We start from the raw sequence: 17,034 nt of genomic DNA, 5'->3' as shown, positions 1-17,034 counted from the left end.
TTTTATTTGCCTAGTTTAGCTTAGTGTCCATATACAGCAAATACCCTTGCATTTAAGAACCTATACGCACTCGTACCTTACCGAATGAGTTGTTAATAACGTAGCATACTTGAGGTACACAAGGAAAAGATCTAAATAGATAATCAAATGTGATATTAAGAAAAGAAGTATTGTTGATAAAGGCTTACTTCGTAAAAGTGAGCAGCAGTTGGAATGCCAAATAGGCTAGGACAATCTGGCTTAGTATATCCATCACAGAGCTATCCATACTACTGTCTCATTGATCATAAGTTCTCTTTGTTTAATACTGTAGTAGGTTAAATATACTAAGTCGTCACTCATGAAAAAAACCTCGCCAATAGTGACGAGGTTTTTTTATAGCAATAAACTTAAGATATTACGTAAACTTATTTATTTAAGTTTAGCTCCATCTCTTTGTACTTAGCAGAAACTGAAGGTCTTGGGCCACCAGTCATGATACTAACAGCAAAGATAGCGATAGTACTTAAGATAAAGCCTGGGACGATAGCATATAACCAGCTATTCAATGCCATACCATCTACTTGGAAAGGACCATAAATCCATAGGATAACAGTCAAAGCACCAACAACCATACCGGCAACAGCACCATTACGGTTCATACCACGCCATGTCAGGCTGAAGATAACCAATGGACCAAACGCTGCACCAAATCCTGCCCATGCATTAGAAACTAGGTTCAATACTGAGCTATCTGGATTAGAAGCAAGCATGATAGATACTAGAGCAACCACTACGACAGAAACACGACCAACCAATACCTGGCGAGCTTCTGGTGCATCTTTATCAAAGAATAGTTTGTATACATCTTTGGTTAAAGAGCTTGATACAACCAATAGCTGTGATGAGATAGTACTCATAATTGCTGCTAAAATAGCTGCCAATAGGAAGCCTGAAACCAATGGATGGAACAAGAACTAAGTGAATACTAAGAAGATAGTCTCAGGATCATCCAGCGTCATCGCAGTTTTTTGTACGTAGGCACGACCAGCAAAACCAGTCATTAGTGAACCAATAAGACTCACAACCATCCAGCTCATACCGATATTACGTGCAGTCGGTACATCTCTCACTGAACGAATCGCCATAAAACGTACGATAATATGCGGTTGGCCAAAGTAACCTAAGCCCCATGCCATTAACGAAATAATACCGATAACACTCATACCGCTAGTAACGTCTAAAAGGGTAGGGTCGATGTTTCTAACCGCTTCTGTAGTGGCTGAAATACCACCAAGATCAGTAAAGGCAACGACAGGTACGATTACCATGGCAAACAGCATGATGACGCCCTGTACGAAATCGGTCATAGATACTGCTAAGAAACCACCGAATAGCGTATAAGCCACAACCACACCAGCAGTAACCCATAGGCCAGTACTATACGATAGGTTAAGTGAGCTTTCGAAGAGTTTACCACCACCTACAAGACTTGCAGCGGTATAGACGGTAAAGAATAGAATGATGACCACTGCTGAGATGACGCGTAGCATGTGCGACTTGTCTTCAAAGCGGTTGGCAAAATAATCGGGTAGGGTGATAGCGTTGTCAGCCACTTCAGTATAAACACGAAGGCGAGGTGCTACGATGAGATAGTTTAATAATGCACCTAATGTCAAACCAAGCGCGATCCAAATACTGACCACACCATCGGCAAACATATAACCAGGTAAGCCAAGTAGTAACCAACCTGACATATCTGATGCACCTGCAGAAAGTGCGGTTACTGCTGGGCCTAAGTTACGACCCCCTAACATATAGCCTTCAGTATCATTGGCTTGCTTAAAATAAGCGTAAACACCAATCCCAATCATCACTAAGAAATAGGCGCCGAGTGATATCAGCACGCCACTAGAAACTCCGTTCATATAAATTGTCCTTAACCAACATGGTTGGCTGTAATTATTTTTTAACTATAAAAGTTCTGTCCTACAAGGCGATGTCCAAAACAATATTTAAAGACAAAAAAAGCCATTAATTAAGACATAATGGCTTTTTTCAGTATCTTCTGTAGTTATATATGATTGATGTCGTTCTATGGCTAGCACTCATATAGAGATAGAGAACAATGGGAATTTCGCATTCCACTTATCTATTGTTATTGCTCGCATCTGCTATTTGTATATGAGTATTAGCAACCTATACAATCAATCAAAACCATTAAACCTACTGTTAACCATCATATCTTACTAGAAGTATTCAATATATGACTATCAGTGTCCTTGTGGTAAATTTTTGTTATAAAAACAACGTCAAGCGTATTATAACGCATGAGAGTCACAAATGCGAATAGCTTAATGGTTAGACTGTTATAGCGAGCTCTTTTTATTCAATAGGCGCAAGTAAGTCTAGTAGGGCGGTCACGCTGCTAGATTGAGTTAATTTTGGATTGATAACCACACCTAAATAGCGTTGTAATTCAATATTGTCAGCCATATCGATACGTTCCAAGTCTTGACTGACCATCGTTTGTGGTAGTACTGACCAACCAAGACCAACAGATACCAGCATACGGATAGACTCAAGAGGGTTGGTGCTCATCGTGGCATAAGGCTTCAGATTGTGCTTGGCAAACTCAGCCAAGGTAATTTGACTGGTAAAGGTATTGGCAGAAGGCAAAATGGCAGGGTAGCGCGCTAACTGCTCTAAAGTGACATTTGATTTGGTAGCCAAAGGTGATAGCGTACCCGTCATAAAATAAAGAGGGTCTGACCAGAGCGTGTGATAGGTTAGCCGCTTATCGTAGACAGGTGGAAGCGTAACAAAGGCTAAAGACAAATCACCATCTAGTACTGCTTTATGAGCTTTTTCAGAATCTACAAAGTGTACTTCTAACTGAACAGCTGGATAAGCTTGAATGAAGTGTTTCAGGACAGGTGCTAAATGATGTAGGCCAATATGATGGCTAGTACCAATGACTAATTTGCCAGAGACGATATGCTGAGAATGCTGCAAGTTGATTTTAAAGTTCTCATAGTCTTCTAGCCAACGTTTAGCATGAGGTAGCATTTCACTAGCCGCTTGAGTAGGTACAATCCCACGTCCTACCGTATCAAACAAGGTAATGTTAAACTCGTCTTCTAAGTTTTTGATACGTTTACTGACAGCAGGCTGAGTGATAAACAGCTTTTCTGCGGCACCTGAGATACTGCCAGTGTGCATAACGGTAACGAATGTCGTCAAGTTTGTGGTGTTCAAACGAATGTCCTTAGCTACTCTAGGAGCTATAAATAAAAGTTGGCTGACCCAATCACAACGTATTAGAAAAAAAAGTTTGCGTCTGGTTAAAAATCATCAATTATTATTATAGGATTTGCCTGCTATAATCACAAGACATCGAGGCGTATTGTGACATATTTATCCTAAAAAACTGGCTATTTGCCACTTAAAACGTATTTTAAGCGTTAATTTTAGTCATATGTTGGGTCTCATAAAGAAATAGTATTTAAATCTTAGATATGACAGTAATTATCAAACATTATAGATAGACATAGCATTTACATAGAATCTTTGCTTGGCAATGTGCAAGTAAGTAAAAATTAAGTAATTAGTAACCTATAAAGGATAGCAACATGGCTGGTCAAACGTTATATGACAAACTTTGGAACGCTCACGAAGTCACTAAGCGCGACGATGGTTCGAGCCTGATTTATATCGACCGCCACCTGTTGCACGAAGTGACGAGTCCACAAGCATTTGAAGGGTTGGAATTGGCAAATAGAGCGCCATGGCGTTTATCGGCTAACATTGCCAGTCCAGATCATAATGTGCCGACCGTCACTAAAGAGCGCTTAGAAGGGGTGCCTGGGATTAAAGACAAGGTATCACGCTTGCAGGTTGTCACTTTGGACGATAATTGCACCAAGTTTGATATTGCTGAATTTACTATCAATGATGCCCGTCAAGGAATTTTGCACGTGGTCGGTCCTGAGCAAGGTTTGGTCTTGCCAGGTATGACGGTTGTTTGCGGTGACTCGCATACAGCGACTCACGGAGCACTTGGTTGCTTGGCTCATGGTATCGGAACCTCTGAAGTTGAGCATGTATTGGCCACACAGTGTTTGATTCAAAAGAAATCAAAAAATATGCAAATCCGTGTCACTGGTCAACTTGGTGCTGGCGTCACTTCAAAAGATGTGGTATTAGCTATTATTGCGAAGATTGGTACAGCAGGTGGAACAGGACACGCGATTGAATTTGCAGGTCAAGTGTTCGAAGACATGAGTATGGAAGGCCGTATGACCGTCTGTAACATGGCGATTGAAGCAGGTGCACGTGTTGGTATGGTTGCGGTCGATGACACGACAATTGATTATGTCAAAGGTCGTCCATATGCGCCAAGCGAAGCACAATGGGAACAAGCGGAAGCCTACTGGCGTACACTATATTCAGACGATGACGCGGTATTTGATACTGTAGTGGAAATCGACGGTAGTCAGATTGCACCGCAAGTATCTTGGGGTACATCGCCTGAGATGGTGGTAGATATCACGCAATCTGTACCGACACCAGATCAAGCTATTGATGAAGCTCAAGAAGAAGGCTGGTTACGCGCTTATACTTATATGGGGCTAGAAGCTGGTCAGAAAATTACGGATATCCAACTTGATCGTATATTTATTGGTTCATGTACCAATTCACGTATCGAAGATTTACGTGATGCGGCAGCGGTAATCAAAGGTCGCAAAGTTGCTGATAACGTAAAAGAAGCGATCGTTGTTGCAGGCTCTGGACAAGTGAAACTGCAAGCAGAGGCTGAAGGCTTGGATACGTTATTTACTGAAGCTGGTTTTGAATGGCGTGAGCCGGGCTGCTCGATGTGTCTTGCGATGAATGCAGACAAGCTTGAGCCGCAAGAGCACTGCGCTTCAACGTCTAATCGTAATTTTGAAGGTCGTCAGGGTAATGGTGGTCGTACGCATTTGGTAAGCCCAGCAATGGCAGCTGCCGCCGCGTTGGCAGGTCATTTTGTAGACGTTCGTACGTTTTAAGTCTGATAATAAGTAGCTGACATCATGCTTGTATTAACGATAAATATATGAGCATGCTGTCAAAGATGGTAAAAACTTATTTACTATTTAACATGCTTATCAAGATCATCAGCCAGCAAAAATACAATTGATAGGAAATTTTATGCAAGCTTATAACACCCAAACAGGTATCGTTTGCCCGTTAGATCGCGCAAACGTCGATACCGACCAAATTATCGCAAAACAGTTTTTAAAGTCTATTAAACGTACAGGTTTTGGCGTAAATCTATTTGACGATTGGCGCTATCTTGACGAAGGCTATCCTGGTCAAGACAACAGCACACGAGTCATCAATCCAGATTTTGTATTAAACAAACCACGTTATCAAGGTGCTACTATCTTACTAGCACGTAGAAACTTTGGCTGTGGCTCTAGTCGTGAGCATGCACCTTGGGCACTTTCAGAGTATGGTTTCCGTACGGTAATTGCGCCTAGTTTTGCAGATATCTTTTACAATAACTGTTTCAAAAATGGCATGTTGCCGATTGTGTTGGATGAAGCGATTGTCGATACGTTAATGAAGGCGACTTTTGAGAACGAAGGCTATGAATTGACCGCTGATCTTGAGCGTCAAGTCGTTATTACACCAACTGGTGAAGAGTATGCCTTTGAAGTAGATGCTTTTCGCAAACATTGCTTGTTAAACGGACTTGATGATATTGGTTTAACCTTGCAACAAAGTGATGCTATCAAAGATTATGAGCAACAAATGATGCAAAAAACACCGTGGATATTTAACGACGTACGAGCGTAGAAGGTCATTCTATAATCTATTGCTAATAAAATATGAGTAGTCGCAACGCAGCGTTGAGTTATGGCGGTGAACTGTCTAAAATGAAGGATAGTTTTTCACTACATTTTATTATCTCTCTTGAATAGTAGCCGCCATTATGAATACAAAACGTTATGCTCTATGGACAAGTACAATTGTTGCTGCAAGCTTATTATTGTCAGGCTGTCAGCTATTGACGGGCTATCAAAAAATAAATGAGGCAGAGAGTGCTGAAGCATGGGTAGGTAAGATCCAACCCGTTACTGGCGAAGTAAATATTGCCTGTGTGGGTACATATCATTGCGAAATTGTGCAGATAGATAAAACACTCATTATCGCGCCCAACAGTCACGAGCCAATCAATCCTCAGATTATGACATCCTTACCACGTCAAGAAGGTATGGCGAAAACATCGATGAACATGGATATGACGCCACTGGTCAATAAAAATGACATAAAAGTTGTGTCGTTAGCGCCTTCAAGTATGCCAGGATTGACTAACTACTATGCACGGGTCATGCCTGCCAAACACGAAGTACATGTTAATTTTTATCCAGAGAATAACATGGGCTATGTTGAGCGTTTTGCGATGATTCATGATTTTACTGAAGCGGGTACCTATCAGTTACGTGCTTATCAAAAGAAGAGCAGCGAAAAATCAGGCAGTCTATTGGACACAGCATCACCTGAGCCTTTATGTATTGAGCTATTGCAAGGTACTCAAGTACAGCGCCGATTCTGTAAGCAACTAGACGCTGAGCATCAAGGTGAGTTTGTAGAGACTGGTATGGCCAAAGCAGTAACATCAGCACCTATAGCCAAAAAAATCGCAGCATAAAATATGAGTATAAAAAGCTCAAAAATATAACCAACCAATAAAAATATTTCAAAAGGATCAGTATGGCAACGATTTTAACATTAGCGGGTGATGGTATTGGCCCTGAAATCATGACCCAAGCCGTTGACGTGCTCAAAGCTGTCAATGATAAGTTTTCACTTGACTTAACGCTTGAGTCCGGATTAATTGGCGGTGTGGCTATTGATGCAACTGGTGAGCCTTTGCCAGATGAGACATTGGCTCGTGCTCGCGCCGCAGATGCCGTATTGCTAGGAGCAGTTGGTGGTCCTAAATGGGATACAATCGAGCGTAGTAAACGTCCTGAGCGCGGTCTATTGAAAATCCGCGGTGAGCTTGGTTTATTTGCCAACCTACGCGTAGCCAAGCTATATCCACAGTTGGCTAATGCCTCAAGTATCAAACCTGAAATTATCTCAGGTCTAGATCTATTGATCGTTCGTGAACTGACAGGCGGTATCTATTTCGGTGAGCCTCGTGGTATTCGCACACTAGAAAACGGCGAGCAACAAGGCTATAACACGATGGTGTATAGTACAAGTGAGATTCAGCGTATTGGTAAAGTTGCCTTTGAATTGGCAAAAACGCGTGCGCAAGCAGCGGGCACAGCAGCTAAGGTATGTTCAGTTGATAAAGCCAATGTATTAGAAGTCACCGAGCTGTGGAAACAGACGATGATCGAAGTGCAACAAGCTGACTATAGCGATGTGGCGTTATCACATATGTATGCCGACAATGCTTGCATGCAGTTGATTAAAGATCCTAAGCAGTTCGATGTCATGGTGACGGGAAATATGTTTGGCGATATCCTATCTGATGAAGCTGCAATGTTGACAGGCTCTATCGGTATGTTGCCATCAGCGAGCTTAGATGAGTCAGGTAAGGGTATGTATGAGCCGTGTCATGGTTCTGCGCCTGACATCGCAGGACAAGATAAAGCCAACCCATTAGCGACTATCTTATCTGTTGCTATGATGCTGCGTTATACCTTTAAACAGGAAGATGCGGCACAAGCAATTGAACAGGCAGTTAGTGATGTGCTTGATGATGGTCTACGTACGTTAGATATTTTAGATAGCAGCGAAGCTGGACTTAAGCAGGTAGGCTGTAAGGAAATGGGTCAGGCGGTCTTGGCCAAACTGATATAAGTTAATTTGCGTTTAAAGGCTATTCCTATATAGCATTTTCTGCAAGCTCATTTTGCATGTTATATACCCATAAGCTATTAAGTGGCTTATGGGTTTTTTATCGTTTATCGTTTACCGTTTATCTATTAGCAAAGCTTATTTATAAGCGCCTTATTAACAGAGACGCTGTACAACAAAGCTCCTTTTAACACAAAGCTGTTATATGCTCACAAGGTAATATGACAATATTGATGACTCGTAAAAGACTTAAAATCTTTTGCTTTTAGCAGAAGCATAAGAGTAAACGTAAGATTAACGAAATCAAGTTATATAGAATTTAAAGACTGTAGTATTTGAAAACTGAAAATAAAAATAGAATTTATTAAATGAGGAGTGTTACATGTATCAACTAACAAGAATCAGTAAAGCATTGACAGTGCTTAGTCTCTCTAGCTTACTACTGATGGGACAAAGCATTGCAGCAGAGACAACGGATAGTGTGAACGCAAATAATAGCGTTAAGGCTCCGGCAGAAGTCAGTCCAGTGACTAATGGCGTAAGTCAAAAGTTAACAGGAGATAGTAAAGCCGCGATTTCATTGAATAAGCTACTACCTACGATTAAATACACAACTGAGAACCTATCTGACAATGCAAAAAAGATAAACAATGTCACTTGGACGGCAGATGCAGATATTGATCGTAATATAGGAACGAAGCTGCAGGCTCTATTAAACTGGCATCACAATGGAGTAGGGCCTGTCGATGGCTACTGGGGCAAAAATACTCGCAAAGCCATGCAGGCATTTCAAAAAGCAAATGGCTTAGACGTAACCGATACGTTGAACAACGAGACGTGGCAAGCGCTGACCAAGAATGAGAAGCTTACGGCTCAACCAGTACTAGTCAGTTATCAGCTTACTGAAGCAGACGTGAATGTCAAAACCACAACCATACCTGCTGATTCTGTTGCCAAATCCAAGCTTGAGGGAATGTACTACGAAAGCATTACTGAGGCGTTGGCAGAGAAGTTTCATATTAGTGAAAAGTACTTAAAATCGCTTAATCCTGATGCCAGTTTTACTGCCGGTGAAATCATTACGGTATACAACCCTGGTAATCCTAATACCAAGCCTGTGCATCGCGTTGTCGCTGATAAAGCCACTGAAACACTTTACGCTTATGATGAGAACAATAATTTGATCGCTAGCTATCCGACGACAGTGGGCAGTACAGCGACACCATCACCAACAGGTACTCATACTGTCAAGGTAAAGGTGCACGAGCCCAACTACACTTATACGGCCAATGATGGTAGCAAGTCTATCATTCCACCAGGTCCTAACAATCCAGTTGGCTCGGTATGGATTGGACTTAGTAAACCAACTTATGGCATTCACGGATCGCCAGATCCTGCTCGTATCAGTCGTCAGGCATCAGCAGGCTGTGTGCGTTTGACCAATTGGGACGCGCTTAGTTTGCTAGGAGTCATAAAAAACGGCGCAACTGTCGAGTTTAGTTAGACACGGCAGTACTAAATCATAAAAAATGGACAAAAAAATACCGCTAAAATCTAGCGGTATTTTTTGTGGTAAGTATAAACAGTCAATACTAAATAACTAAAATATTGATAGGCAATAATGAGCAGATTAGCATTTTCATTATTATTATCAGTTTCACTACCCAAGCGTCATATCAGCTATCAGCGATAACGTAGCTATTCAGTTATTAGCTGTATCTTACCAATGCTAATACTTTCATAACCATATTGGTCAGTCAGTATTTAGTTTTTACCACGGTAGGTGATACGGCCTTTAGATAGGTCATAAGGTGTCATTTCAACTTTAACCTTATCACCTGTCAAGATACGAATATAATGCTTACGCATCTTACCAGAGATATGCGCGATGATTTCGTGCCCGTTTTCTAAACGAACTTTGAACAAAGTATTAGGAAGGGTATCAATGACTTCGCCTTCAAATTCAATAATATCGTCTTTTGCCATAATTTGTATCAATCAATTAAAAAATAAGCCCATATTATACGTAAGTTAGCGGATTAAAGCAATACGAACCTGCTTTTGACTTGACAGCATGTAAGTGATATGTATGCCAAATGATATTGATTTAATCAGGTAGATTTAACCAGACAGGCGTTAATGGCGCATCTGGCAATAAACTTTGGAAACGTTCAGGATAATAGGCATTGATAAAATACAATCCATCACCTGAAGCCGTAGGTGGTGCAATCGTTCGATCCTTTTTATGCAAAATATTCAAAAAGTCTGCTGGCTCTAGCTCATGTCTACCAATGGCATACAATGTACCCATCAAATTGCGAACCATGTGATGTAAAAACCCATCTGCTTGTATATCAAAAACGATAAATTGGCCATGAGCAAAAAGGTTGGCATGGCTAACCGTGCGCACTGGCTGATTGGACTGACAGGCCGCAGCACGGTAACTGCTAAAATCATGTGTACCGACGATATCAGCTGCTGCTTGCTGCATGGCTCCCAAATCAAGCGGTTCGTAGATATGAGTTACTTGGTGATTTAGTATCGCAGGGCGCTGTGCTTGGTTGAGCGTAATATAACGATAGCGACGAGCAATAGCACCAAAACGCGCATGAAAGTCAACTGGCATGGGTTGTATCCAGCGTAAAGCAATATCATCAGGGAGTAGGCTGTTCACACCGCGTAACCAGTTATGAGTAGGGCGATACGCATGAGTTGTAAAATGGGCAATCATATTACTCGCATGGACGCTGGCATCAGTACGCCCAGCTGCGATGACTTCTACAGGCTCGTTAGCCACTTTGCCGATAGCTGTCTCTAAGGCTTCTTGTACACCCAAAACCTCTCGTTGCCGTTGCCAGCCATGATAATGCGTTCCTAAGAACTCAATGGCAATCGCTAAAGTATAGGTTGGTTCAGTTTCGATAATTTCAGTCTCAGACATTAGGGTTTCTAAACTTATAAAATTGGAATTAATTTAAAGTCGCTTATCGCTTTTTGATGCTAGTGCTGGTTTGATTGACATTATTCAACCAACGCTGTCTGCGTCTGGCAGGACTGTCATAGCGAAGTAGCAACCATAGTAATCGGGCATAAATAGCAGGTGTGGTCAAACGTCCACCAGCAATGACATGATGCTCGTACTGCCAACTACCTGCCGCATAGCTATCGCTGACGCCACCAAACGGACATTGACTGGCTGATATCACCATATGTCCACGCTCATGAGCAAGGGTCAGTGTCTCTGCTAGTGCAGCTGAGTAAGGGATGTTACCGGCGCCAAATCCCAATAGAATGATGCCACATGGTGGCTGCGACAATAAAGCTTGTAGCTGGTTGTTTATCATTGAGACGTCGTTAGGTAGGCAATATAGCGCATGAACACTCGCGTTTTCAGCGCGTGTTTGAATACTGGATAGCAAGTCTTGTTGGTCATCAAGCCAATGTTGCCTACGCGTGTCAGGTAGGTTTTTTATATAGCTATTGGCTGGATAAGCAGCGCGAGAATGACCAGTAAATGCCATCAGATCATGGCTGTGAATTTTTTGTACCGTTTGAGCAGGCCATGCTTCCCCGCCAAAACTAACCTTCACGCCTGATTCACCAGCAGCGGCTAGTTTTAATGAGTCGGTGAGATTGCCCCAAGCATCGCTATGTTCATCGATGTTATAGGAGTGCAATATTTCACTGTCTAATAATGGGCGCATACTTGCGGTCAGAACAATACAAATATCACTACCTGCAAACGCTTCTGCTAAAAATGCGCCTAAGTAACTCAACGTATCCGTGCCAGTGATGAGTACAAAGCATCTATCACCTTTGGTATAAGCATTTAGTAGTAGTTGATAGAAATGGATAAAGTCGCTAGGAGTAAGTTGGCTGCTGTCTTTGATCAGGGCGTTTTCTAACCATGAGACGGTCGGTAAATTATTCGTACTGTCTTGTGCAGATAAAAGTTTTTGTAGAGTAGGCAAAAATATTTCTGCTGATAATGGCGCTAAAGGTCTGCCATAGCTACCAAAGGTACCACCAGCATAAATCAGTTGAATAGGATCGGATAGATTTTTGAGCATAACAGAAGATGACATAGTATCAACACAGTAAACAAGTATGGAAGAAAAGAGGCGCTAGAGGATTGAGCAACGATGGCTGAAGGGTTCAATAATAGATAGTATTAGAGTTAAATGCAAAAAAAATCAGCAAGCATCCCGTGATTAGGAAATACTTGCTGATGAGAGACTAGACGATTAACTACGCAGTACGTTCAAGTAGTAACTGTGCTTGCTGTTTCTGTTCACTATTACCTTGAGCTATCACCTCATTGAGTAGACGCTTTGCACTGTCATATTCACCCAGCTGCAAATATTGATCTGCCAAGTCTAACGTCACTTGATTACTGTCTAGTGACTTTACGAAATCAAAATCTGCTGCGAACCGTGATGAGAAATCTTCTGCTGACTCAGTCTCTTGAGGCGTAATAGGAGTGTCACTCTCAACTGGTGCAGCTGTAGAGACTGGGGTAGTGGTCGACGGAGTGTCAAATAGAGAATCAGCATCGTCAATATTAAAATCATCGTCTATCAGTGTATTGTCGTCAAATCTCAATGGTGCAGCAGGTGCGGTATTCGATTCTTCAACATCGCTAACATCATTAACCTCGATATCATCATTGAGTAATGGTTCCTCAAGATTAATATTTGCAAAGTTGTCTTCTTCAAGGGTCATACTCTCAGAAGCATTACTTCCAAAATCAGTATTTTCCAGAATGAAATTGTCAAAATCACTGTCGTTTTCAGTCGTAGATAGGTCGTCATTGGAGACAGTACTGATATCATCTGATGCATCTAGACTGCCCAAAGATAAAGCAAAGTCATCTTCACCGTTTTGGATAGTATCAATAGAGTGTTGTTCTGAATTCGTAGATACGTCATTAGGAACGATATTGTCTTTGTCTGTATCGGCTGCTAAATCATCGAAATCTAAGATAAAATCTTCTTCTAGTGCGGCTTTCTCATTGTCATCATATGAGAGGTTAGTGTCTATAGATGATTCATTCGAAGTATCATTAAATGAATCAAAGTCAAACTCAAAGTCACTAAGATCGTTATCTTTGTTATTACTAATATTATCGTTAGCGGAGCTCTCTAAAACGTCGTTATTTACATTGTCCAATGGTGTGACAGGCGTTTCACTTGTCGTATTAGGCGCATCGAAATCATTCTCTAGATCGCTGAGAGTCAGATCAAAGCTATCATTCGGATTTTCGGTAATAGAACTAACATTGTCGACTTTATCTGATAACTCTAAGCTGTCGATAGAATCATTTATTGCAATCTCATTTAGTGCAGTATCGTTATTACTTTCTTCAATTGGCTGATGAGCTACTGCATTAGTACTATCATTCTGACTAATAGGTAAATCGAAGTCGATAGCGACAAAATCGTCTTTGGTATTGTCTGTGGCTAGCGTTTGCACAGCGGCAGGTTCTAATTCCTCAAAAGATAGACTTCTTATCTCGTCTGCTTGAGCGATAGTCTGACTATCGTTATGAGCTCTTATAGACTCATAAATATGGTTGAAATCTTCTGGCTGGTTTATCGTCGCGTATATGCTGAGTAGTTTAAGAGACAATGCACTGTTATGAGGTTTTTCACTTAGACCACGTTTAATGGTTTCGATCGCCTTGTCATAGCGCTGCTGATCCATAAAGCGTTGAGCAATAGTGATATGGTCAAATTTATGGCTATTGCTGACATTAGTGTGGGTAGGAGTATCATAGTCTACTTTTGGTGATGGAGTAGGCGTATCTTTTCTTGCATTAATAGGCGAAGGTGATGACGATTTCTGCGCCTTATTTTTGCGCAAGAATAAAGCAGCCACTAACAGAATAAGCGCCAATCCGGCGATGATATATAGCATATTGTCCATAGTTATTCCTACGCCTGTGATCACAATCTAATGTATGAATCAGTTAGGCAATTATTGATTGCGTAATTTTTCGAGACGAGCCTGTAGCTCAGCCAATTTTTGGTTTTGTAATTGAATTTTTTTAGTATAGCTACTAAGAGTGCTACTTGTACTTGATAATCGTTGAGCCTGTGATGCTGCCTGCTGCCGCGATGCTTTAAGTGTCTCTAATATATCTGTACTCAAACCATTCCCTGTACTTGATGCTGCTTTTGCTTGAGTGCCATCTGCATTGCCATCTCGCCCAGGCGCAAGCACAGAAAATTGTGCTTTTGATAAGGTCTGTGTTTTAGTTGTCGTGGCTTTCTCAGGGCGTTTGACCGCTTGCGTACTTATAGAAGGTTTTTTAAAAGGTCTCTGAGCTGCTTTTTGCATCGCCGCTGTATTTGCTCTACGAATATATTGTCTTTGTGTATCGATAGCCGCTTCTAAGTTTTTCTGTGATGGTATAACATCGTAACTAGGCAAAATAAGCTTAGCATCTGCTTTTAATTGATCTGCGTCTTTATTGATAAAGGCATCAGGGTTTTGTGACTGAATTTGCTTCATCACAATGGAAGTATCTAGATTATTTTCTTGCGCAATCTGTTGAGCAATAATCCATAGGCTATCGTTACGTTGTACTTGGTATTGATTGATTGTCGAGCTATCTGTTGCTCTATCATTTGAAGGTACATTATTAATAGTGCTATTAGGGGGTTTCGACGTTGCATTGCCAATAGAAGCTGCCACGACGCTAGTAGCATTTTTCTCAGTATTGCTTGCGATGATACTAGGAATCAGAGTAGGTACGGGTGAGGCGTCAGCGTCTGTTTTTTTACGACTCGGTTGTATCTGCCGTGTGACTTGAATATTTAGAGTATCGAGTGGTTTATCGATCAACACTTTATCTAAGATAGGAGTGTTTTTAACACTTGCCTTAGCGCTGTCATTGATGACAGCTTTCGTAGTTTCAGTATCGTTATTTGCATTTAAGGAACTGCTATCTAAACGGTTCGCTGAACTAAGTCCGTTATCAGTATTCTTTGCATTACTGATAGTATTTTTTATATTAGAGTCGCTATTTAAGCGCCCATTATCAAGTCGACTAGGCGCGTAAGTAAAGTTGCTAGTCTGCGAAGTAGCTGTCACTGTTGGAGCTTGTATCTTAGACACTGATCTGGAAATGAAAGAATCAACTGATGCTATGTTTGCTAGAGCTGGTTTATTTGCAGCAGCGTTAGATACCGATATTAGTGGCGGCGGTGCACCTTTTCTTACGGTTAACGGTTTTGCAGCGCTTGCAGAAACATTTGGTAAATTGAGTTTCTGAGTGCCTTTAACACTGTTCTTGGAAGCATTATTAATCGGTAGACTATCGCTTAACGGCATTAATAATGTTTTTGGTACGACATTTTGCTGCCCATTATCATTGATCGATAACACCAAATCAGCAAAAGGCTTGGACACAGGCTGTGATGTGCTGATTAATACTTGACCGCTAGTCGCTGAAGTTGCTTGAAAGCGCACCTGCATTGAATCAGTCGGCGTCAAGCCCATCTGCTGATAGATAACTGGATTGGCCAAGCTCGCTGAAAAATCAGCCGCTCGTATGTCGGTAACCACGATACTTGCGCTCAAAGGTTCATGCTGAGCTGAACTAACGACTGTCTTACCGATAGTCGCGGCTTGCGCGCTTGGAATAATAGCGGCCAAACCTACAGAATAAAGTAATGCCATCGATACCGCGCGATGTACAGGAGTCAAGCGACGAGATAAATGACAAGACATGAGCAGTCCTTTACAAAATAAGTTATCTTTGCTGTTATAACAAAGTACGGTTTAGTTTACCAGTTTATTTCACAACTGTTGCGTCCAATGCATAAATGTTTAATTAATGTTCAGCTTGTTTTCTTGTCAAGTAACATCGCATCGCCATAGCTAAAGAATCGATATTCGTTTTCAATAGCATGTTGATATGCCTGTTCAATCGATGCTTTGCCAGAAAAAGCTGATACCAACATTAGCAACGTCGATTTGGGTAAATGAAAGTTTGTTAACAGTCGATCAATGACACCGAATTTAAACCCTGGATAAATAAAAATGTCCGTGTCCCCTGACCAGCTAGAAAGTGCTTGCCCATTGATAGCTGTTTTTTGATACACCGTTTCAAGGACGCGAGTCACCGTGGTACCAATAGCAATAACCTTATTGCCATTTGCATGCGTCTGATTAATCAGCTCAGCAGTTGCTTGTGGCAGATGTGCATACTCACTGTGCATAGTATGATTGAGTAGATTGTCTGTTTTAACTGGCGCAAAGGTACCAGCGCCAACATGCAATGTCACAAAAGCAGTACTGATGCCTTTTTCCACCAGCTTATTGAGCACCAAGTCATCGAAATGCAAACTTGCTGTCGGTGCAGCGACACTTGCAAGCTTAGCGGGATCATGAAACACCGTTTGATAACGAGTATTATCAGTATCGTCAGCATGACGTTCAAAGTAAGGCGGGATAGGTAGCTCGCCGTAAAGTTCTAAATCAGGCAAAATTGGCGCATCAAAGGCTAAAATAAACAAGTTGTCCTGACGACCAATCATCGCGCCACTCATATGACTATCGGCCAGTTGAAAACGTTGACCAAGTTTCAGTGCTTTGCTGGCTTTTACATGGCAAAGGGCAATATGTCCTTGGTTGACTGATTCATTATTTGAATCTTCTAAATGCAGTGTCGTTATATCTAAGTCTGAGACAGTAACCAATCGCTCAATCAAAACCTCAAGTTTACCGCCAGTATCTTTTTGACCAAATAGGCGTGCCTTCATCACCTTTGTATCATTAAATACAATCAGGTCTCCAGCATCTAATAAATCAGGCAACTTAGAAAACAAACAGTCTTCTACAGGCGTAGCATTTGTGTCAGTGTGAGCAGGCAAGTACAAAAGTCTTGAAGCAGAACGCTGCGCTAATGGATATCGCGCAATCAAACGATCTGGTAGGTCATAGTCGTAATCTTCCACGCTTAGATAATCTAAGACGTCACTATTGTTATTGGTATTAAGCGAGGCATTAGAATCGGAAGATGCAGTGTGAGTGTTGGTCATAATCAGTCTTTAAATGGATAGAAATTTTGGCATAATTGTAGCAGAAATACTGCTATAAAAGGTTGCTTTACTAAGTAGTCAAAGTGCACAAAACATATTTGAACTACTTAAATAGCCTAAGCAATGAATTTTAACTGTCCTAATG

Annotated in this window: 12 protein-coding genes and 1 pseudogene; 5 read left to right on the top strand and 8 right to left on the bottom strand. The window is 41.3% G+C overall.

The genetic code is table 11. The annotated features are described in order from the left end of the window. Positions 1–407: 407 nt before the first annotated feature. Positions 408–1,907: pseudogene (putP, locus tag CXF62_RS14450) on the bottom strand (sodium/proline symporter PutP). Positions 1,908–2,364: 457 nt separating this feature from the next. After that, positions 2,365–3,237, bottom strand: a complete 873-nt coding sequence (locus CXF62_RS14445) for a LysR family transcriptional regulator (protein WP_101205469.1) — start codon at positions 3,235–3,237, stop codon at positions 2,365–2,367. A 374-nt stretch (positions 3,238–3,611) separates the two neighbouring features. Here CXF62_RS14445 and leuC point away from each other — a divergent pair, with 374 nt between their 5' ends. From leuC to CXF62_RS14420, 5 genes are all read left to right on the top strand, one after another. Beyond that, the gene (gene leuC / locus CXF62_RS14440; RefSeq protein WP_057759320.1) at positions 3,612–5,030 is read left to right on the top strand and encodes a 3-isopropylmalate dehydratase large subunit; all 1,419 of its coding nucleotides are present in this window, start codon (positions 3,612–3,614) and stop codon (positions 5,028–5,030) included. A gap of 142 nt (positions 5,031–5,172) precedes the next feature. Next, entirely contained in the window at positions 5,173–5,823 is a 651-nt protein-coding gene (gene leuD, locus CXF62_RS14435) for a 3-isopropylmalate dehydratase small subunit (protein WP_102094926.1), read from the top strand. 136 nt (positions 5,824–5,959) lie between these two features. Further along, complete coding sequence (locus tag CXF62_RS14430; RefSeq protein WP_102094925.1) at positions 5,960–6,679, top strand: hypothetical protein; 720 nt, start codon at positions 5,960–5,962, stop codon at positions 6,677–6,679. A 62-nt stretch (positions 6,680–6,741) separates the two neighbouring features. Next, positions 6,742–7,845, top strand: coding sequence for a 3-isopropylmalate dehydrogenase (gene leuB, locus CXF62_RS14425; RefSeq protein WP_102094924.1), 1,104 nt, complete (start codon positions 6,742–6,744; stop codon positions 7,843–7,845). A gap of 379 nt (positions 7,846–8,224) precedes the next feature. Beyond that, positions 8,225–9,346 (top strand): L,D-transpeptidase family protein, encoded by a 1,122-nt coding sequence (locus CXF62_RS14420; protein WP_102094923.1) that lies wholly within the window; start codon positions 8,225–8,227, stop codon positions 9,344–9,346. Between the two features lie 260 nt (positions 9,347–9,606). Here CXF62_RS14420 and infA read toward each other — a convergent pair whose 3' ends face one another. The 6 genes from infA to queA form a co-directional block, all read right to left on the bottom strand. Beyond that, the gene (infA, locus tag CXF62_RS14415; protein ID WP_021814850.1) at positions 9,607–9,828 is read right to left on the bottom strand and encodes a translation initiation factor IF-1; all 222 of its coding nucleotides are present in this window, start codon (positions 9,826–9,828) and stop codon (positions 9,607–9,609) included. A gap of 121 nt (positions 9,829–9,949) precedes the next feature. Next, a complete protein-coding gene (gene truA / locus CXF62_RS14410; RefSeq protein ID WP_102094922.1) occupies positions 9,950–10,783 on the bottom strand; it encodes a tRNA pseudouridine(38-40) synthase TruA in 834 nt (277 codons plus the stop codon). 43 nt (positions 10,784–10,826) lie between these two features. After that, the gene (locus CXF62_RS14405) at positions 10,827–11,927 is read right to left on the bottom strand and encodes an asparaginase (protein WP_228153260.1); all 1,101 of its coding nucleotides are present in this window, start codon (positions 11,925–11,927) and stop codon (positions 10,827–10,829) included. 163 nt (positions 11,928–12,090) lie between these two features. Then, a complete protein-coding gene (locus CXF62_RS14400) occupies positions 12,091–13,767 on the bottom strand; it encodes a FimV/HubP family polar landmark protein (RefSeq protein ID WP_102094920.1) in 1,677 nt (558 codons plus the stop codon). Positions 13,768–13,818: 51 nt separating this feature from the next. Then, positions 13,819–15,576 carry a type IV pilus assembly protein FimV gene (locus CXF62_RS14395; protein WP_102094919.1) on the bottom strand — a complete coding sequence of 586 codons (1,758 nt, stop codon included), beginning with the start codon at positions 15,574–15,576 and terminating at the stop codon, positions 13,819–13,821. Between the two features lie 110 nt (positions 15,577–15,686). Further along, complete coding sequence (queA, locus tag CXF62_RS14390) at positions 15,687–16,889, bottom strand: tRNA preQ1(34) S-adenosylmethionine ribosyltransferase-isomerase QueA (protein WP_102094918.1); 1,203 nt, start codon at positions 16,887–16,889, stop codon at positions 15,687–15,689. Positions 16,890–17,034: the final 145 nt, after the last annotated feature.

The sequence above is a fragment of the Psychrobacter sp. MES7-P7E genome (assembly GCF_002863645.1).
Classification (GTDB): domain Bacteria; phylum Pseudomonadota; class Gammaproteobacteria; order Pseudomonadales; family Moraxellaceae; genus Psychrobacter.
This window is presented reverse-complemented; position numbering and strand designations above follow the sequence as displayed.